The sequence below is a fragment of the Streptomyces sp. NPDC051018 genome, from assembly GCF_044456085.1.
Classification (GTDB): Bacteria; Actinomycetota; Actinomycetes; order Streptomycetales; family Streptomycetaceae; genus Streptomyces.
This window is the reverse complement of sequence record NZ_JBITFN010000027.1, coordinates 31,066-50,401: the sequence shown is the minus strand read 5'-3', so window position 1 is coordinate 50,401 and position 19,336 is coordinate 31,066. Positions and strand designations below refer to the sequence as shown.

Sequence of the window (19,336 nt, the reverse complement as noted above, 5' to 3'; positions counted from 1 at the left end):
CGTCCGGCGTATCCGTCCGGCGCCCGCGTCCGGCCCCCGGGCCCGGAGCGGCGCGCGAGCTCGGGAGCCGACGCTCGGGCGCCGACGATCGAGGGCCCGGCGCGCTGAGAGGCCCGCCGCACGAGGGCGTACACGGGCGTGGGACCCGTGGTCCCTCCGTCCGTACCGATGGGCCGGGCAGACCCGGGGCCCACGACCCGTCGCCGAACCGCGCGGCATGCGCAGAGGCCCGTGCCGCGCTCGGGCGCCCGGCGGCTCGAAGATCCCGCCCACCGGCTCCGCCGCCCCTAACGGCTCCGCCGACCCCGCCGGGCGGCTCGACCGCCGCTGCCCGTCCGCTCCACTCGCCCGCATCGACCGGTCCCACGGGCTCCCGAGCCCCCTTTCACCGGCCCCGCCCGCTCACGAAGTTTCCCGGGCCGGGACAGCGTCCCGCGCGGAGCGGCCCTCCCGGTCAGTCCCAGGAGCCCAGCGCGTCCGGGAGGCGGGCGATCTCCGACACGTCGTGGTCCGACAGGCCGACATCCACCGCGGCCGCGTTCTCCCGCGCCCATTCCGGGCGCTTCGTACCGGGCACGACCACCACCTGCGGGCCCTGGCGCAGGACCCACGCCAGGGCCACCTGGGCCGGGGTGATGGCCGGTCCATGGCGGGCGGCGACGCGGCGGAGTCCCGCGACCAGCGGCTGGTTGGCCGCCATCATCTCGGCCGTGAAGCGGGGGTGGTGCGCCCGGAGGTCGTCCGGTTCGAAGCCCTGGCCCGGCGTCAGCGTCCCGGTGAGAAACCCGTTTCCCAGGGGCATCGCGGCCAGGAAGCCCACACCCCGTGCGCCGCACCAGGGAAGCAGCCGCTCCAGTGCCTCGGGCGACCAGACCGACAACTCCGCCTGGACCGCGCTCACCGGGAACACCTGCTGGAGTCGTTCCAGCTGGCGGATCGTTCCCTCGTACAGGTACTCGGACGCGCGGACGCCGCGTACCGGGCCCGCACCGGAGCGCCGAGGACCTCGTGCCGCCCCGGAAGCATCGCCCTGCCCCGGCACCCCTGGTACCGCACGGTCGGGCCCCACGGCGCCCTGCCCCGTACCGCCGCGTACGCTCCCCGCGCGCGCCGCACCTCTGGGCGCCCCCACCGCGCACACGCCCAGCGCCCGTACCTTCCCCGCGCCGACCAGCTCCGCCATCGCTCCCCAGGTCTCCTCGACCGGGACCTCCGGATCGGCGCGGTGCAGCTGATACAGATCGATCACATCGGTCCCCAGCCGCCGCAGTGAGGCGTCACAGGCCCGCTTCACATAGCCGGGACGGCCGTTGGCGACGGCATGCTGGTCCCCGGCGAGCAGCCCGACCTTCGTCGAGACGAAGGCGTCGCGCCGGCGCCCCTTCAGGGCACGGCCGATGAGCAGCTCATTGGTGAAGGGGCCGTACACATCGGCCGTGTCCAGCAGGGTGCAGCCCGCGTCCAGGGCCGCGTGGACGGTGCGCAGAGAGCGGTCACCGCGCTGCTGGGAGCCTGTGTACGCCCAGCTCATCGGCATACAGCCGAGCCCCACCGCGCCCACCCGCAGTGCCCCCGCGCCGATCGCCCTGCGCTCCACCTGCCGTACCCCTCCTTCGCCCGCCCACCAACCTAACCAATGGCCGCCTGCCTCCCGCCCCCGCCCGTTCCCAGACGCGGGCCCCTGGTGTGTATCGCCGAGAACCCGGCTCCGGTACGCATGGGCGCCGCCTGGGCCGGGATCGTCCACGGGTACCCGGGGCGGGACGGCCCCTCCGCCGGGCGTCCTGCGACGGACCCCGAGGGGGCCGACGCCGAGGGGTCCGGGCCCACGGCCGGACGGTGCCCCGGCGACAACACGGCCTAACCTCCTGACCATGACCTCTGACATATGGCTTCCTATTCCCGCCGACGAGATCGAGGGGCTGCCGTCCCCCGAGGAGTCGGGCTTCCGGTACCGCTTCTGGAACGGTGAGGCGGAGTTCCCCGCCGATCCGGCCGGGTGTGTCTTCTACACGGTTCCGTATATGAGGCCCGAGGTCGCGGTCCGCCCGCTGCCCGCGATGACCTCGGTGCGGGTCGTGCAGACCCTCTCCGCCGGGACGGACCATGTCGAGCCGGGCCTCGACTCGCTGCACAGCGGTGTGCGCCTCTGCAACGCAAAAGGGGTTCACGAGGCGTCCACCGCCGAACTCGCGCTCGCCCTCACCCTCGCGTCCCTGCGCGGAATCCCCGGTTTCACCCACGGCCAGGACCGCGAGGAGTGGCGGGCGGGCTTCTATCCGGCCCTGGCGGACAAGTCGGTGCTCATCGTGGGATACGGATCGATCGGCTCGGCCATCGAGGACCGGCTTGCGCCCTTTGAGTGCGCGCGGGTGGCGCGCGTCGCGCGCTCCCCCCGCACCACCGCGCGCGGGGAAGTGCGCGCATTCACCGAACTGCCCCTCCTGGTCCCCGAGGCGGATGTGGTGATCCTCTCCACCCCGCTCACCGAGCAGACGAGGGGCCTGGTGAACGCCGACTTTCTGGCCGGAATGAAGGACGGCGCGCTACTGGTGAACGTGGCACGCGGTGCGGTCGTCGACACCAAGGCCCTTCTCGCGGAGGTGGAGCGGGGGCGCATCACGGCGGCGCTCGACGTCACCGACCCCGAGCCGCTGCCCGCGGGCCATCCGCTCTGGCATGCCCCTGGTGTGCTGATCAGCCCTCATGTGGGCGGCTCGACCTCCGCGTTCATGCCCCGCGCCACACGGCTGCTCGCCCGGCAGCTCACCCGGTTCGCCGCCGGGGAACCCCTGGCGAATCTCGTACGTACAACCGAATAGGCCGTCGTCACAGTCAGTCGCCGGTCCGGCGCGGAAGGGAGTGATCCGGACACCGCCGCACTCCGTCACAGCCGAAAATTCCGCGAAGTCATCCGATCGCTCCGCGTGCCTGCACCCGAAAAGATGGTCACTGAGAGTAGAGGACCTATGTCCCTGAGTGACCATCCTGGTGTATCGTCCCGACTTGGGGGCTGCACCGGGCATGCGGCGGTGCGGTGACGCGGACCTGACTGCCGATCAGACTTCGAGGGGGGCGACGGGCGATGCACGGCCGATGGACGACCGATCCGACGCGGCGGGGACGCCGACGACGACCCTCGCGCGCACCGAAGCGAGGCCCCGCCCGGACACCCGGCGGCGGCGCGCGCGGGCGCGGCCCCGCACGCAGGCGCGGCCCGGAAGCGATCACACCATCCCGGGGGCCGGGGATGCCAGCCGACACGACGGTGACGACACCGCGAGGAGCGGCCCGGTGAGCGCCCCGGACGCGCTCACGGCCCGTCGGTCCGCCTCCGGCAGCGTCGCCGGACTGGCCTCCCAGCTCGTTCTGGCGCTCATCTGCGCCGGGTACGCCATCGGCGCCGGCCTCGGCTGGGGTTCTCCCGAGCTCGCGCTGATCATGGGCGACTTCGGTCTGAGCGCCGGCGCCCTCGTCGCAGCCGTCTCCTGCTTCCTCTATGCCAGGAGGGGGCCCCGCCGGCTGCGGCCCGCCTGGCTGCTGTTCGCGCTCTCCTCCGCCATGGCGGCGGCGGGGAACGCGGTCTGGGGGTGGTACGAGGTCGTTCTCGGCCGTGAGGTACCGAGCCCCTCCATCGCCGATCTGTTCTTCCTCTGTTTCGCTCCGCCCGCCATCGTCGGCCTCCTCGTGCTGGCGAAGAGGCCGGTCACCAAGGCCGGCTGGGTCTGCCTCGGCCTCGACGCCTGGCTGATCGGCGGCTCCCTGCTGACGATCTCCTGGAGCCTCGCGCTCGCCCACACCGCGCAGGCCCGGGGGGAGAGCGTGGCTCCGGCGGCGCTCTCGCTCGCCTATCCGCTGCTGGACATCGTCCTCGTCAGCATGGTGCTCGCCCTCCACTTCCGGCGCTCGGGCGGCAATCGCTCGGCCATCAACACCGCCATCGCGGCCCTCGCCCTGACCGTCCTGTGCGACGCCCTGTTCACCTCCCCGCTGCTGCGGGAGAGCTATCGCTCGGGACAGCTCCTGGACGCGGGCTGGTTCGCCGGATCCCTGCTGCTGGCGTACGCGCCCTGGGGCGCACGCCGCCAGACGGAGACCGCGAGGCCCCCGAGGGGACAGCGCCACCCCACCCGTCCGGTCGCCGGCTCACTCGCCGCCCTCACCCCGTACCTGGCCGCCGCGGTCTGCACGCTCGGCATCCTCTACAACGTTGTCGAGGGCCGCCGGGTCGACCGCGTCGTCGTCCTCACCGGCTGTACGGTCGTGCTCGCCCTGGTCGTCCGGCAGGGGATCATGCTCCTGGACAACATCGCCCTCACCCATGAGCTGGCACAGAAGGAGAACCACTTCCGCTCGCTGGTGCAGGGCTCCAGCGATGTCATCATGATCGCGGCCCCCACCGGGGTGCTGCGCTATGTGAGCCCCGCCGCCTCCGGTGTCTACGGGCGGGAGGCCGAGGAGCTGATCGGCTCCGAGCTGGCCAGTCTGATCCACCCCGAAGACCTCGGACGGGTCGTCCACGAGGTGCGGCGGTTTCTGGCCGCGCCCCCCGCCGACGAACCCACCACCCGTATCGAGTGCCGATTCAGATCAGGTGGCGGCGACTGGCTCAATGTGGAGTCCACCGTCAACCGCCACCAGGGCGGGTTGATCTTCAACAGCCGCGATGTCACCGAACGGGTACGGCTCCAGGCCCAGTTGCAGCACAACGCCGAACACGACCCGCTCACCGACCTGCCCAACCGCGCCCTGTTCACCAGGCGTGTCCGCCAGGCTCTCGGCGGCCGGCGCTCCGGCGATCCGGGCACCGCCGTGCTCTTCATCGACCTCGACGGCTTCAAGGCCGTCAACGACCGGCTCGGCCACCAGGCCGGCGACGAGCTGCTGGTCATGGCCGCCGGGCGGCTCGCCGATTCCGTACGGACCGGTGACACCGCGGCCCGGCTCGGCGGGGACGAGTTCGCGGCCCTCATCCTCGGCGACGGCACCCGCGACCGGGCCGCCCGCGAGTCCCAGGTCGCCGAGATCGCCGACCGGCTGCGCCTCACGCTCTCCCAGCCGTACCGCATCGACGGCAGCGACGTACGGGTCGCCGCCTCCATCGGGGTCGCGTTCGCCGAGCCGTCCCTCACCCCCACCGACCTCATGCGTAACGCGGACCTCGCCATGTACCGGGCCAAGGCGGGCGGCAAGGACCGCGTCGAGCTGTACGCCCCCCAGATGCAGGCCGAGGTGGTCCGCCGCACCGAGCTGGCCGCCCGGCTGCGCAGCGCGCTCCACCAGGGCGAGTTCGCGCTGCTGCACCAGCCCGTGGTGAGCCTCGCCACCGGCCGTATCGAGGCCGTCGCCGCCCAGGCGCGCTGGCGCTCGGCCCAGGGCATCCTCTTCACCCCCGCCGAGTTCCTGCGCGTCGCCGAGGACAGTGACCGCACGGCGGAACTGGGACGCTGGCTGCTGGAGGAGGCCGTGGAGCAGGCAGCCGAGCGCGGCAGAAACGGCCACCCGGTGCCCGTCTCCGTCCGGCTCTCCGCCCGCAGGCTTCTGGACAGATCGCTGCCGCTCGGCAGTGTCGAGGCCCTGCTGACCCGGCACGGGCTGGCGTCCGGCGCGCTCGTCATCGAGCTGGCGGACAGCGACCCCCGGATCTCCTTCGACGAACTGGAGAAGCGCCTGGTCGCCCTGCGCCGGCTCGGAGTGAGGATCGCGCTCGACGGCTTCGGCAGCGGTTACGCCGCGATCAACGCCCTGCGCAGACTGCCCGTGGACGTACTGAAGCTCGACAGGGGACTGGTCGAGGGCATCGTGGAGTCCGCCCGGCTCCACAAGATCACCAGCGGGCTGCTCAGGATCGCCAATGACCTGGGGATGCAGTCCGTGGCCGAGGGCGTCGACGTTCCGGAGCAGGTGATCGCCCTGCGGACGATGGGATGTACCCATGGTCAGGGCATGGCGTTCTCCGGCGCCCTGGACGAGTACCGGCTGCGAAGGTCCCTGGTCAGAGGCCATTTCCCGGTTCCACGAGGGGGCGTGCTGCCCGTGCTCGCGGGGGGCTCGAAAGGTGGCGCGTTCAGTATCCACAACGGTTCGAATAGTGAGACGCGCGTCCCACCGGCTTGACAGTGATGCCGCGGGAGGGAGAGGGTCTTTGCCATGCGCACCCGAATTCTCGTACTTGGAAAGCGCGTCGGCTGAGCGGGACTCCGCAAGGAACCCGCAGACCCCTCCCGACGCGCTCCCCTCGCTTGCCTCACGGCACGAGGGGTTTTTTGTTGCACCGGCACCTGTGCCAAACGTAGAAACACCAGGCAAAACCCCCAGCACCACTCCCGTATCACGACCGGCAGCACCTCCGCAGAACCCCTCAGCGTCAACCCTCAGCTTCGAGAAGAGAATGCCGATGACCGAGCAGGCCACCGGGGCCCACCATCCCCAGCCGCGGGCCCGTACTGGCGGACAGCAGACCGCCGCCGTTGAGCACGTCACGGGCGCGCAGTCCCTCATCCGCTCTCTCGAGGAAGTGGGTGCCGACACCGTATTCGGCATCCCCGGCGGCGCCATCCTTCCCGCGTACGACCCGATGATGGACTCGACCCGGGTCCGTCACATCCTGGTCCGTCATGAGCAGGGCGCCGGTCACGCGGCCACCGGATACGCGCAGGCCACCGGCAAGGTCGGGGTCTGTATGGCCACCTCCGGTCCGGGCGCGACCAATCTGGTGACCCCGATCGCGGATGCGCACATGGACTCCGTGCCGCTGGTCGCGATCACGGGCCAGGTGGCCTCCAAGGCCATCGGTACGGACGCCTTCCAGGAGGCGGACATCGTCGGCATCACCATGCCGATCACCAAGCACAACTACCTGGTCACCAAGGCGGAGGACATCCCGCGGACGATCGCCGAGGCGTTCCACATCGCCTCCACCGGCCGTCCCGGGCCCGTCCTCGTCGACATCGCCAAGGACGCTCTCCAGGCACAGACGACCTTCAGCTGGCCGCCGACGCAGGACCTGCCCGGCTACCGTCCGGTCACCAAGCCGCACGCCAAGCAGATCCGCGAGGCCGCCAAGCTGATCGTCCAGGCCCGGCGCCCGGTGCTCTACGTCGGCGGCGGCGTGATGAAGGCCGGGGCCACCGCCGAGCTGAAGGTCCTCGCCGAGCTGACCGGGGCCCCCGTCACCACCACCCTGATGGCGCTGGGCTCCTTCCCCGACAGCCACCCGCTGCACGTGGGAATGCCGGGCATGCACGGTTCGGTCACCGCCGTCACCGCGCTGCAGAAGGCCGACCTGATCGTCGCCCTCGGGGCCCGCTTCGACGACCGGGTCACCGGCAAGCTGGACAGCTTCGCCCCGTACGCCAAGATCGTGCACGCCGATATCGACCCCGCGGAGATCGGTAAGAACCGTACCGCGGACGTCCCGATCGTCGGGGACGCCCGCGAGGTCATCGCCGATCTCGTCCAGGCCGTCCAGGCCGAGCACAGCGAGGGCCACACCGGCGACTACACCGCCTGGTGGAGCGATCTGAACCGCTGGCGCGAGACCTACCCGCTCGGCTACGACCAGCCCGACGACGGCAGCCTCTCCCCGCAGCAGGTCATCCAGCGGATCGGCCAGCTGGCCCCCGAAGGCACGATCTTCGCGGCCGGCGTCGGCCAGCACCAGATGTGGGCCGCGCACTTCATCCAGTACGAGCAGCCCGCCTCCTGGCTGAACTCCGGCGGCGCCGGGACGATGGGATACGCGGTCCCCGCGGCGATGGGCGCCAAGGCCGGGGCCCCGGACCGGACCGTCTGGGCGATCGACGGCGACGGCTGCTTCCAGATGACCAACCAGGAACTCACCACCTGCGCGCTCAACAACATCCCGGTCAAGATCGCCATCATCAACAACGGCGCGCTCGGGATGGTCCGCCAGTGGCAGACCCTCTTCTACAACCAGCGCTACTCCAACACCGTGCTGCACTCGGGCCCCGGGGCCGACTGCAAGGAGCCCGGCGCCGGCACCCGCGTCCCGGACTTCGTCAAGCTGTCGGAGGCCATGGGCTGCCACGCGATCCGCTGTGAGTCCCCGGACGAGCTGGACAAGGTCATCGCCGAGGCCAACGCGATCAACGACCGGCCCGTCGTGATCGACTTCATCGTCCACGAGGACGCCATGGTGTGGCCCATGGTCGCCGCCGGCACCTCCAACGACGAGGTCATGGCCGCCCGCGGTGTCCGTCCCGACTTCGGCGACAACGAAGACGACTGAAGCGAAGAGAGAGACGAGAGACCCACCCCATGTCCAAGCACACGCTCTCCGTCCTGGTGGAGAACACACCGGGCATCCTCGCCCGGATCGCCGCCCTGTTCTCCCGTCGCGGCTTCAACATCGACTCACTCGCCGTCGGCGTCACCGAGCACCCCGACATCTCCCGCATCACCATCGTGGTCAATGTCGAGGACCTTCCGCTGGAGCAGGTGACCAAACAGCTCAACAAGCTGGTCAGCGTCCTGAAGATCGTCGAGCTGGAGCCGGGCGGCGCGATCCAGCGCGAACTCGTCCTGGTGAAGGTCCGCGCGGACAACGAGACCCGCTCCCAGATCGTCGAGATCGTCCAGCTCTTCCGCGCCAAGACCGTGGACGTGTCACCCGAGGCGGTCACGATCGAGGCCACCGGTTCGAGTGACAAGCTGGACGCCATGCTCAAGATGCTGGAGCAGTTCGGCATCAAGGAACTCGTCCAGTCCGGCACGATCGCCATAGGGCGCGGTTCGCGGTCCATCACGGACCGCTCCCTGCGGGCTCTCGACCGCAGCGCCTGAGCGGGCGGTGCGCCGTCGCGGGCCCCGGGACCGTGACGGCGCCCGGCGCCACCGGTGACGCCACCCCCGCGCGGCGGCCGGACCCGTCCGTACCGGCGGCCCACCCGCCGTCCGCGTGGCAGCAGCCGCACCGCCGCCGCACTCGCACTCGCACGGAGGCCGCCGTACCGGCGCACCCCCGACCGTCACATTGCTCGCATAGCGAGACCCGAAAACTTTCCCGCCTCCCCCCGCCGTACGGTGGGACGCAACATCTGCACCCCAAGGAGATATCCCAGTGGCCGAGCTGTTCTACGACGACGATGCCGACCTGTCCATCATCCAGAACCGCAAGGTCGCGGTCATCGGCTACGGCAGCCAGGGCCACGCCCACGCGCTGTCGCTCCGTGACTCGGGTGTCGACGTCCGGGTCGGTCTGCACGAGGGCTCCAAGTCCAAGGCCAAGGCCGAGGAGCAGGGGCTGCGCGTGGTGACGCCCGCCGAGGCGTCCGCCGAGGCCGACGTCATCATGATCCTGGTCCCGGACCCGATCCAGGCCCAGGTCTACGAGGAGTCGATCGCCCCGAACCTCAAGGACGGCGACGCCCTGTTCTTCGGGCACGGCCTCAACATCCGCTTCGGCTTCATCAAGCCCCCGACCGGTGTCGACGTGGCCATGGTCGCCCCGAAGGGCCCGGGCCACCTGGTCCGCCGCCAGTACGAGGAGGGCCGCGGCGTTCCCTGCATCGCCGCCGTCGAGCAGGACGCCACCGGCAAGGCCTTCGCGCTGGCGCTCTCGTACGCCAAGGGCATCGGCGGCACCCGCGCCGGTGTCATCAAGACCACCTTCACCGAGGAGACCGAGACCGACCTCTTCGGCGAGCAGGCCGTGCTGTGCGGCGGCACGTCCGCGCTGGTCAAGGCGGGCTTCGAGACCCTGGTCGAGGCCGGCTACCAGCCCGAGATCGCGTACTTCGAGTGCCTCCACGAGCTGAAGCTGATCGTGGACCTGATGTACGAGGGCGGCCTGGAGAAGATGCGCTGGTCGGTCTCCGAGACCGCCGAGTGGGGCGACTACGTCACCGGCCCCCGCATCATCACCGACCAGACCAAGGCCGAGATGAAGAAGATCCTCGCCGAGATCCAGGACGGCACCTTCGCCAAGAACTGGATGGACGAGTACCACGGCGGTCTGAAGAAGTACAACGAGTACAAGACGCAGGACGAGAACCACCTGCTGGAGACCACCGGCAAGGAGCTGCGCAAGCTCATGAGCTGGGTCGACAACGACGAGGCGTGAGCCGTGGGCGAGGGGCCGGGACAGCGGTGTCCCGGCCCCTCGCCGTGTGACCACCCCAGTACCCCCAGCCCCGGGGGCTCCGCTACGCCACTTCGTCCAGCCACGGACGGGTGATCCTGCCGCGAAGGCGCAGGACGAGGCCCGACGCACCACTACACTTCTCAACAACACGCGTCAGGCCCACAGTGTCGTGCGTCTTCCACGCGGCTAGCCCCCTCCACCGCCTGCGGCCGTCGGGACGGCCGTCCGCACTGGACATGTGAGGACTCCTGTGAGCGCTGAGCTTGCTCGTAAACCTGTCGTACTCATCGCCGAAGAGCTGTCGCCCGCCACCGTGGACGCGCTCGGTCCGGACTTCGAGATCCGGCACTGCAACGGCGCCGACCGCGCCGAGCTGATTCCCGCGATCGCCGATGTGGACGCGATCCTCGTCCGCTCCGCCACCAAGGTCGACGCCGAGGCCATCGCCGCCGCGAAGAAGCTCAGGGTCGTCGCCCGCGCCGGCGTCGGTCTGGACAATGTCGATGTCTCCGCCGCCACCAAGGCCGGCGTGATGGTGGTCAACGCCCCGACGTCGAACATCGTCACCGCGGCCGAGCTGGCCTGCGGTCTGCTGGTCGCCACCGCGCGCAATATCCCGCAGGCGAACACGGCCCTGAAGAACGGTGAGTGGAAGCGCTCCAAGTACACCGGTGTCGAGCTGGCCGAGAAGACGCTCGGCGTCGTCGGCCTCGGCCGGATCGGGGTCCTCGTCGCCCAGCGGATGTCGGCCTTCGGTATGAAGATCGTCGCGTACGACCCCTATGTCCAGCCGGCGCGTGCCGCGCAGATGGGCGTCAGGCTGCTGTCGCTCGACGAGCTGCTGGAGGTCTCCGACTTCATCACCGTGCATCTGCCCAAGACGCCCGAGACGCTCGGTCTGATCGGGGACGAGGCGCTGCACAAGGTGAAGCCGACCGTCCGGATCGTCAACGCCGCGCGTGGCGGGATCGTCGACGAGGAGGCGCTGTACTCGGCGCTCAAGGAGGGCCGGGTCGCGGGCGCGGGCCTCGATGTGTACGCGAAGGAGCCGTGCACGGACTCCCCCCTCTTCCAGTTCGACCAGGTCGTCTGCACCCCGCACCTCGGCGCGTCCACCGACGAGGCGCAGGAGAAGGCGGGCGTCGCCGTCGCCCGCTCCGTGCGGCTCGCGCTCGCCGGTGAGCTGGTCCCGGACGCGGTCAACGTCCAGGGCGGTGTGATCGCCGAGGACGTCAAGCCGGGTCTGCCGCTCGCCGAGCGCCTCGGCCGGATCTTCACCGCGCTCGCGGGAGAGGTCGCGGTCCGGCTCGATGTCGAGGTCTACGGCGAGATCACCCAGCACGATGTCAAGGTGCTCGAACTGTCCGCGCTCAAGGGCGTCTTCGAGGACGTCGTCGACGAGACCGTGTCGTATGTCAACGCCCCGCTGTTCGCGCAGGAGCGCGGTGTCGAGGTGCGGCTGACGACCAGCTCGGAGTCCCCGGACCACCGCAATGTCGTCACCGTGCGCGGCACGCTGGCGGGCGGCGAGGAGGTCTCGGTCTCCGGCACACTGGCCGGCCCCAAGAACCTTCAGAAGATCGTCGGCATCGGTGAGCACGATGTGGATCTGGCGCTCGCCGACCATATGCTCGTCCTGCGCTACGAGGACCGTCCCGGTGTCGTAGGCACCGTCGGCCGGATCCTCGGCGAGGCCGGTCTGAACATCGCGGGCATGCAGGTCTCCCGCGCGGAGGAGGGCGGCGAGGCCCTGGTCGTGCTGACGGTGGACGACACCGTTCCGGCGCCCGTGGTGGCGGAGATCGCCGAGGAGATCGGCGCGGCGTCGGCGCGGTCGGTGAATCTGTCGGACTGACGTCGTCCCTGTATAGGTAGAGGGGCCCGGCTCGATCGAGCCGGGCTCTTCCGCGTACGTCCCCCACCCGGCCCGCTCACTCCCGGGGTCGTACGGCGCCGGACCTGTGCGCGGCAAGCCGATGAGCCTGTCGGACGGTAGTGGGGGCGTGAGGGCAGGGGATCGCACACAGCGCCGCCTCCCGCCGGGCCAGGCGGGTTCGTGGGGTGTCCTGGAGGGCCTGGAGCAGCCAGGCTGATCCAGGCGAGGGGCTCCGCCCAGGGCAGTCGTTCGGTTCTTCCCGCCGGGACCTCGTGCGATGCTCTCCGCCGGGGGTTCGTCCGGGTTTGTCCGCCGGGGGACCTGTTTCTTGTCCTCGGGGGAGGGACCCGATGCCCCCGTGCGGCTCGCCACTCCCGGCGGCGGACCGGGGGTCCCGCTGCCGGGCGCCGGAGCCGTTGTGGCCCGGACAGGCCCGGTCACTGGTCCCTGCGGTGGACGGCCGTGACGGTCAGGGTGATGGTGGCCACCGTCCAGGCGGCATAGACCGTCCACGCCCCCGTAGTCGTCCATGGGTACTCACCTCCGGTGGCGTGCACGGAGGTCAGGCGCTGCCACGCGCTGTGGATCAGTGTGTGGTTGAGGACGGCCGACCAGTGGCGGCCTTCGGTGACGGCGATCGGCAGCAGGAGAAGAGCCACCACGATCGAGGTCATCGTGCCCGCCACGTGCCGGAGGATCACGCCCAGGGCCATTCCGGTGAGTGCGCACACCGGCGCGAGCAGCGCGGACGCCACGATGAGACGCGGCGCCCCCGGGTGGTCGATCGGAACCCCCGCCTCCCGCCCGGACAGAATCGCCTGGGTCAGCGCGAACGAGCCCCAGGCGACCACCGTGCCGAAGCCCGTCATCAGCGCGGCGACCACGACCGCCTTGGCCGCCGTCACCGAGCGGCGGGCCGGGACGGCCGCGAACGTCGTACGGATCATTCCCGTGCTGTACTCGCCGACCACCGTGAGGGCACCGATGGCGCCCGTGCCGAGTATCAGGACCATGGAGGCGTTCGAGGTGAAGGCTTGCTGCAAGGGCATCCCGTCCCGGACGAACTGCTCGGCGAAGCCCGCGTCGTCCCCCGGCCAGTAGCGATAGGTGTCGTACGCGGTACCCGCGTTGAACGCCACCACGGCCAGGGCGCAGACCAGCAGCGACCATATGGTCGAGCGCAGCGACCAGAGCTTCATCCACTCGGCGGCGACGAGATCGGCGAACCGGGCGCGCGGTTCCCTCACGGGCATGGTCGCCGTGGTCATGGGCGCTCTCCCGCGGTGTATTCAACGCTGCCGGCGGTGAGTTCCATGAAGGCTTCCTCCAAGGACGAGGTCCGGGTGGTCAGTTCGTGCAGCGGAACGGCGTGGGTGTAGGCGATCGCACTGATCCGGGGCGCTTCCAGGCCGGTCACCGTGAGCACTCCGTCACCGCGCGGCGCCACATCGGCGCCCTGGGCGGCCAGCAGCGCCGACAGCCGCTCCGGCTCCGGGGTACGCACGACCACGCTCAGCCGGGTCCCGCGTGCCGAGAACTCCGCCAGGCTCTCCGCGGCGATGAGCTCACCCCTGCCGATCACCACGAGCTGGTCAGCGGTGTGCTCCATCTCGGACATCAGATGGCTGGAGAGAAAGACCGTGCGCCCCTCGGCGGCCAGTCTCCGGAAGAGCCCGCGGACCCATGTCACGCCCTCGGGGTCCAGGCCGTTGAGCGGCTCGTCGAACAACAGTACGGGAGGGTCGCCGAGTAGTGCGGTGGCGATGCCGAGGCGCTGCTTCATACCGAGGGAGAACCCGCCGATGCGGCGCCGCGCTGCCTCGGCCAGACCGACCTCCTCCAGCACCTCCCTCACCCGGCCGCGCGGTATGCGGTTCCCGCGCGCCAGGGCGGCCAGATGTGCCCCGGCGGTGCGCCCGCCGTGCACATCGCCCGCGTCCAGCAGCGCGCCCGCATGCCGCAGGCCGCGCCGGTGACCCCGGAAAGGGCGGCCGTCGATGGTGACGTAGCCGCTGGTGGGATCGTGCAGACCGAGGAGCAGCCGCAAGGTCGTGCTCTTCCCCGAGCCGTTGGGGCCGAGGAACCCGGTGACGTGTCCGGGCCGGACGGTGAAGCTCAGGCGGTTGACCGCGGTGGTCTTCCCGTATTTCTTGGTCAGTTCGTCGACTTCGATCACACCGTCAACGGTGCCGTCGGCCATCCCCGCACGTCATCGGGCCACCGGTGACAATCGCGGGCGCGACTGTCAGCCACGGTTGTACACCCGTGGCCCGATGCACGTTCCCGGTCACGCGCCTACGATCGGGAAGCATGTCCGCCGTATCGCCACCGCCGCTCCTGAAGCGAGTGTCCCCGGGTGTCTGGACGGCCCTGGTCTGGGTCGTGAGCCTGGTCATCACCTTCCTCATGCGCTCCGAACTGCCGGGCGAGCAAACGCCCACCGTGGTTCCCGGCGTGCTCATCTTCCGGTGGGACGGCCTGCTGACTCTGGCGGTGGCCGGCGCCCTCACGCTGGGCGGCTGCGCGCTGCTGGTCCGCCGGCCGCTCGCCGCCGTCGCTCTGCTGCTCGCCGGAGCTGCGCTCGGGACGACTCCGCTGGGCGCCACGGAGATTCCGCTGGCGCAGTTCCTGGCGGTCGATGTAGCGCTCTGCGTCATCGCGGCCACCAGACCGCGCCGGACCGGGGTCGTCGCGCTCGGCCTGGCACTCGCCGTCCTCGCCGGATACGTCACGGTGAGGCTGCTGGCCGGCTGGACCGCCGGCACATCGGTGACCCTGATCGTGTCCTTGACCACGGTCATCGCCTGGCTCATCGGCCGTTCGATACATCAGGCCCGTGAGTACGCGGAGAGGCTGGGCGCCCAGGCCGCCGCCCAGGCCGTCACCGCCGAACGGCTCCGGATCGCGCGCGAACTGCACGACATGGTCGCCCACAGCATCGGCATCATCGCCCTCCAGGCCGGTGCGGCGAGCCGGGTCATCGAAACCCAGCCGGAGCGGGCGCGCGAGGCGCTGAACACCATCGAACTCACGGGCCGGGAGTGCCTGTCGGGGCTGCGCCGTATGCTCGGCGCGCTCCGCACACCCGAGCCGGGGCGGATACCGGATGCGACGGGGGCCGTACCCGGCCCCGTACCCGGCCCTGAGACCGGCGCCGAACCGGGGTCCGGTCCCGGTCTCGGTCTCGCGGACATCGACCGGCTGGCGGCGTCGACCACGGCGGCGGGCCTGCGGGTCGATGTGGAGTGGCGGGGTGAACGGCGGCCGCTGCCACCGGATATCGACATATCCGCGTACCGGATCGTTCAGGAGGCGGTCACCAATGTCGTACGTCATGCCGGTACCCACTCCTGCCGGGTGGTTCTCGACCGCCGTGACGAGGAACTGTCCATCGAGGTCATCGACGGCGGTCTCGGGCACGGTGGTGGACGACGGTACGAGGGTGGACGTCGGCACGAGGGTGGTGCGCGAGGCGGATACGGACTGATCGGCATGCGTGAGCGAGTCGGTCTGCTGCACGGGGAGTTCTCCGCGCGGCCACGCCCGGGAGGCGGCTTCCGCGTCGCGGCCCGGCTGCCCGTACCGGAGGTGGTCCGGTGACCGTCCGCGTCGTCCTCGCCGACGATCAGCCACTGGTTCGTACCGCCCTCCAGATGGTCATCGCAGACGCCCCCGACCTCGAACTCGTCGGCGAGGCATCGGACGGCGCCGAAGCGGTCCGGCTGGCCGAGACACTCGTGCCCGATGTCGTCGTGATGGACATCCGGATGCCCGGAATGGACGGCATCGAGGCAACCCGCCGGATCACCGCCGGAACCGCCGGGTCCCATGTCATCGTCCTGACCACCTTCGACGATGACGACTACGTGTACGGCGCCCTGCGTGCGGGCGCGTCCGGGTTTCTCGTCAAGGACATGGCCCTGGACGACATCCTCGCGGCGGTCCGGGTCGTCGCCACCGGGGACGGACTGATCGCCCCGGGTATCACCCGGCGTCTCATCAGGGAGTTCGCCGAGCGGCCGGCCGCTCCCACGGTCCAGCGGGAGCTCCCGGGGATCACCGAACGGGAGAAGGAGGTGCTGACGCTTGTCGGCAGCGGGCTGTCGAATACCGAGATCGCGGAGCGGCTGCACATCAGCGTCGCGACCGCCAAGACCTATCTGACCAGACTTCTCGCCAAGCTCGACGCCCGCGACCGGGTGCAACTGGTCATCATCGCCTATGAATCGGGCCTGGTCGCACTGCCCCGCTGAGTGCCCGTCCGCTCCAGTGACGCGGTGGTCCTGTCGTCCTGTCGTCCTGTGTTCCAGGGCGGGGAGCGTGCGGTCCGGTGCCCGCGCAGGGGGCGAGTGTGGTCCGGGCACGTCTACAGGCGTGCGGCCTTGAGGGCGATGTGCAGCAGGAGGCGGTCCTGGCCGTCCGCCAGGTCGAGACCGGTGAGCTGTTCGACGCGCGAGAGGCGGTAGTAGAGGGTCTGCCGGTGGATGCCGAGCGCGGACGCCGCCCGGCCCGCCTGACCCGCCAGATCGAGGAAGACCTCGGCGGTGCGGGCCAGTTCGGTGTGGGCGGCGTCGAGCAGGGGCCGTACGGCGGGGTCGTCGCCCGGGGGACGGCCGGGCAGCGCCGTCAGCATGCGGTAGGGGCCGATGTCCGACCACTGTGCCACCGGGCCCAACCGTGACTCGGCCCGGGCTGCCCGCGCCGCGGAGGTCGCCTCCTGCCATGCGGTGTTCAGCTCCGCGAGGCCCTGCCGTGCCGCCGCGACTCCGCAGGTGGCGGAGGGCGTTCCGGAGGGCAGCAGCCGTTCGGCGGCGGCCAGGGCCGGAGCGAGGGAGTCCGGTGCCCGCAGCCGTACGAGCACGGCCAGGGCATGGGCGCCGGGGCCGGTGGCCTCCGTCTCCGGAGCGTCGGCCGTGAGGCGGCCGGTGACCTTGGGGCGGCCCGCCCGGGACGCCGTCGCCAGCAGCGGGCGGGTTCCCGGCGGTACGGGCTCCGCCGGGGGCGGGGTCCTGCCGGGTGCGTGTGCGGGGGCGGGTGATGCGAGTGTGGCGGTACCGGACCGTGCGCCGTCGCCACCGGGAGCGGACGCCCCCCGCCCGCGCCTGCCGGTGGCCGGGCGCCCGGGCGGGGGAGCGGGGGAGTCACCGGGGGACGGGCGCCGGGACACGCCGGACGCCGTACCCGCCGGGGCGTCCGTACCGGTCGTGGACCCGGAGGGTCGGGTCTCGCTCATGTCTGTTCCGGTTCCGGGCTCGGAGTGCCCGTTCCCGGCTCCTGTTCCCGGCCCGGGGGTTCCGGTTCCGGACTGGGAGTGCCCGCTTCCGGCTCCTGTTCCAGTGCCGGCCCCCACTCCAGTCCTGGCTCCTACTCCAGGCCCGGCTCCTACTCCGGTCCCGGAGGTTCCGCTCCCGGTCCCAGAGGTTCCGGTTCTGGAAGTTCCGGGTTCGGAGGGCCCGGTCCCGGCTTCCGTTCCCGTTCCGCCCGACCCCCCTCGCCCCGCTCCCGTTCCCCCCGCTCCCACCCGTCCCGCTCCCACCCGTCCCCGGCCAGGGCCAGGGCCTCCGGCGGCGGTCGTCGGGGCGGAGCCGGGCCGTGTCACCCGTACGGTGCATACCGCAGCCGCGCCCGGGAGCGAGCGGGCCGAAGGAACGTCCTGGGAGGGCCAGGGCATCACGCACACCACCGTATGGGGGCCGTCCGCGCCCCGGTCCGTGCCGCCGAGGGCCGAGTGGAGTGCGGCGACCGCCATGTCGTACTGCCAGCCGCGCTCGGCCGTCAGCGCCGCGCGCAGCTCTCGGGAGAGATCCGCGCCCGCGCGCTCCTCGTCCGCGAGGAGTGTGCCGATGCGGGAGGCGACCTCCATCGCGGCCGTCAGCTGCGCCTCCGTGGGGCCGGGGCTGGTGTCCAGGAGCCAGACATAGCCGAGAACGATCCCCCGGTGGCGTACCGGGAGGCAGAGCCGGTCCCGGAACACGCCCGCGTCCGGCGCCGCCGGAATGCGCACCGGACCCGTCGCCCGGGCGATGCCGAAGCCCTCGAACCAGGCGCGCACGGCGGGCGTGGACTTCCTGGTGAGGATCGAGCGGGTCCTGACCGGGTCCAGCGTGGTCTCGTCGAAGGCGCTGTCGCTGTCGTGGGCGCCGAAGGAGATCAGCCCGAAATCGCGGTTCTCCAACGTCGCCGGGGCCGCCAGCAGCGTCGAGATCTCGTCCACCAGATCCTGGTAATCGCCCTTCACCCCGACCATTCTGGCACGCCCTTCAGACATATGTCTGAGATCCCGGCCACGGATGCGTGACAGCTGTCGATGGCTGAGGATCGGAGCGATCCTTAGATTTCACGGTGGTTCTTCGTGCCGTTCCGGTTCCGGTTACCCGGGTCCGCGGCGGTTCCGGTCGTATGTCTCCATGGAGGTCCCCGTGCTGGGTCCCGTGATCCTCGCCGCGTCCCGCAGCGACAGGATGCGCCGTGTCGTCTCGGCCGCTCCGGTCACCAAGCCCGTGGTGAACCGTTTCATCGCCGGTGAGTCGGTCACGGAGACGGTTCCCGTCGTCCGGGACACCGCCGCCCGTGGTCTGGAGATCACGCTCGACGTCCTCGGTGAGGACGTCACCGACCCGGCGGAGGCGCTGCGCGCCCGTGACGCGTATCTGGAGCTGACCGAGGCGCTCCGGCCGCTCGGCCTCGGCACCCGCGCGGAGATGTCGGTGAAGCTGTCGTCCTTCGGGCAGGCGCTGCCCGGCGGGCACGACCTCGCCCTCCGGAACGTCACCCCCGTCGTCGAGGCCGCCGCCGAGATCGGCACCACGGTCACGCTCGACATGGAGGACCACACCACCGTCGACTCGACCCTCGCGATCCACGCCGAGCTGCGGGAGCGCTTCCCCCAGACGGGCGCGGTCGTCCAGTCGTACCTCTTCCGCACCGAGGACGACTGCCGGACGCTCGCCGAGGCGGGCGCGCGGGTGCGGCTGGTCAAGGGCGCCTACAAGGAGCCCGCGTCCGTGGCGCACCGGGACCGGACCGAGGTCGACAAGGCGTACATCCGCTGTCTGCGGATCCTGATGGACGGCGAGGGGTACCCGATGGTCGGGTCCCACGACCCGCGCATCATCTCCATCAGCCAGGAGCTGGCCCGGCGCGCCGGCCGCAAGCTCGACGACTACGAGTTCCAGATGCTCTACGGCATTCGCGAGGCCGAGCAGCACCGGCTGGCCGCCGAGGGCCACCGGGTGCGCGTCTACATCGCGTACGGCACCGACTGGTACGGATACTTCATGCGCCGCCTCGCGGAGCGCCCCGCCAATCTGGCGTTCTTCCTCCGTTCGCTGGTCAGCCGCGGCTGAACCCTCAAC

The 19,336-nt window shown here is 71.1% G+C and carries 12 protein-coding genes and 2 pseudogenes; 9 read left to right on the top strand and 5 right to left on the bottom strand.

Annotated features, from left to right (window positions below; genetic code table 11):
- Positions 1-454: 454 nt before the first annotated feature.
- The gene (locus ACIBCM_RS31680; RefSeq protein WP_399249295.1) at positions 455-1,597 is read right to left on the bottom strand and encodes an aldo/keto reductase; all 1,143 of its coding nucleotides are present in this window, start codon (positions 1,595-1,597) and stop codon (positions 455-457) included.
- Positions 1,598-1,874: 277 nt separating this feature from the next.
- Here ACIBCM_RS31680 and ACIBCM_RS31675 point away from each other — a divergent pair, with 277 nt between their 5' ends.
- The 6 genes from ACIBCM_RS31675 to serA all read left to right on the top strand — a co-directional run bounded on the left by ACIBCM_RS31675 (position 1,875) and on the right by serA (position 11,960).
- A complete protein-coding gene (locus ACIBCM_RS31675; protein ID WP_399249293.1) occupies positions 1,875-2,822 on the top strand; it encodes a 2-hydroxyacid dehydrogenase in 948 nt (315 codons plus the stop codon).
- Between the two features lie 472 nt (positions 2,823-3,294).
- Entirely contained in the window at positions 3,295-6,117 is a 2,823-nt protein-coding gene (locus ACIBCM_RS31670) for a putative bifunctional diguanylate cyclase/phosphodiesterase (protein ID WP_399249291.1), read from the top strand.
- A gap of 274 nt (positions 6,118-6,391) precedes the next feature.
- On the top strand, positions 6,392-8,251 hold the full coding sequence (locus ACIBCM_RS31665; protein WP_399249289.1) for an acetolactate synthase large subunit: 1,860 nt from the start codon (positions 6,392-6,394) through the stop codon (positions 8,249-8,251).
- A 29-nt stretch (positions 8,252-8,280) separates the two neighbouring features.
- Positions 8,281-8,805, top strand: coding sequence for an acetolactate synthase small subunit (gene ilvN, locus ACIBCM_RS31660; RefSeq protein ID WP_389267494.1), 525 nt, complete (start codon positions 8,281-8,283; stop codon positions 8,803-8,805).
- Positions 8,806-9,082: 277 nt separating this feature from the next.
- Complete coding sequence (gene ilvC / locus ACIBCM_RS31655; RefSeq protein ID WP_399249287.1) at positions 9,083-10,084, top strand: ketol-acid reductoisomerase; 1,002 nt, start codon at positions 9,083-9,085, stop codon at positions 10,082-10,084.
- Between the two features lie 271 nt (positions 10,085-10,355).
- Positions 10,356-11,960: a phosphoglycerate dehydrogenase gene (gene serA / locus ACIBCM_RS31650; RefSeq protein ID WP_399249285.1), complete on the top strand. Its 1,605-nt coding sequence runs from the start codon at positions 10,356-10,358 to the stop codon at positions 11,958-11,960.
- 458 nt (positions 11,961-12,418) lie between these two features.
- On the opposite strand, the gene ACIBCM_RS31645 is transcribed toward serA, so the two are convergent.
- Both ACIBCM_RS31645 and ACIBCM_RS31640 read right to left on the bottom strand, forming a co-directional pair.
- Entirely contained in the window at positions 12,419-13,249 is an 831-nt protein-coding gene (locus ACIBCM_RS31645; protein ID WP_399249283.1) for an ABC transporter permease, read from the bottom strand.
- Positions 13,246-14,157, bottom strand: a complete 912-nt coding sequence (locus tag ACIBCM_RS31640) for an ABC transporter ATP-binding protein (protein WP_399249280.1) — start codon at positions 14,155-14,157, stop codon at positions 13,246-13,248. The genes ACIBCM_RS31645 and ACIBCM_RS31640 overlap by 4 nt, the downstream gene beginning before the upstream one ends.
- 134 nt (positions 14,158-14,291) lie before the next feature.
- On the opposite strand from ACIBCM_RS31640, the gene ACIBCM_RS31635 reads away from it, so the two are divergent.
- Together ACIBCM_RS31635 and ACIBCM_RS31630 are read left to right on the top strand one after the other, a co-directional pair.
- Positions 14,292-15,581, top strand: a complete 1,290-nt coding sequence (locus ACIBCM_RS31635; RefSeq protein ID WP_399249278.1) for a sensor histidine kinase — start codon at positions 14,292-14,294, stop codon at positions 15,579-15,581.
- Positions 15,578-16,234, top strand: coding sequence for a response regulator (locus ACIBCM_RS31630; protein WP_399249276.1), 657 nt, complete (start codon positions 15,578-15,580; stop codon positions 16,232-16,234). Before ACIBCM_RS31635 ends, ACIBCM_RS31630 begins: the two co-directional genes overlap by 4 nt.
- 113 nt (positions 16,235-16,347) lie before the next feature.
- Here ACIBCM_RS31630 and ACIBCM_RS31625 read toward each other — a convergent pair.
- Together ACIBCM_RS31625 and ACIBCM_RS31620 are read right to left on the bottom strand one after the other, a co-directional pair.
- A pseudogene (locus ACIBCM_RS31625) lies at positions 16,348-16,866 on the bottom strand (PucR family transcriptional regulator); the annotation flags it as partial.
- Between the two features lie 590 nt (positions 16,867-17,456).
- Positions 17,457-18,219 (bottom strand): annotated as a pseudogene (locus ACIBCM_RS31620) (PucR family transcriptional regulator); the annotation flags it as partial.
- 181 nt (positions 18,220-18,400) lie between these two features.
- Between ACIBCM_RS31620 and ACIBCM_RS31615 the strand changes: the two are divergent.
- Positions 18,401-19,327 carry a proline dehydrogenase family protein gene (locus ACIBCM_RS31615; RefSeq protein ID WP_399249364.1) on the top strand — a complete coding sequence of 309 codons (927 nt, stop codon included), beginning with the start codon at positions 18,401-18,403 and terminating at the stop codon, positions 19,325-19,327.
- Positions 19,328-19,336 lie beyond the last annotated feature (9 nt).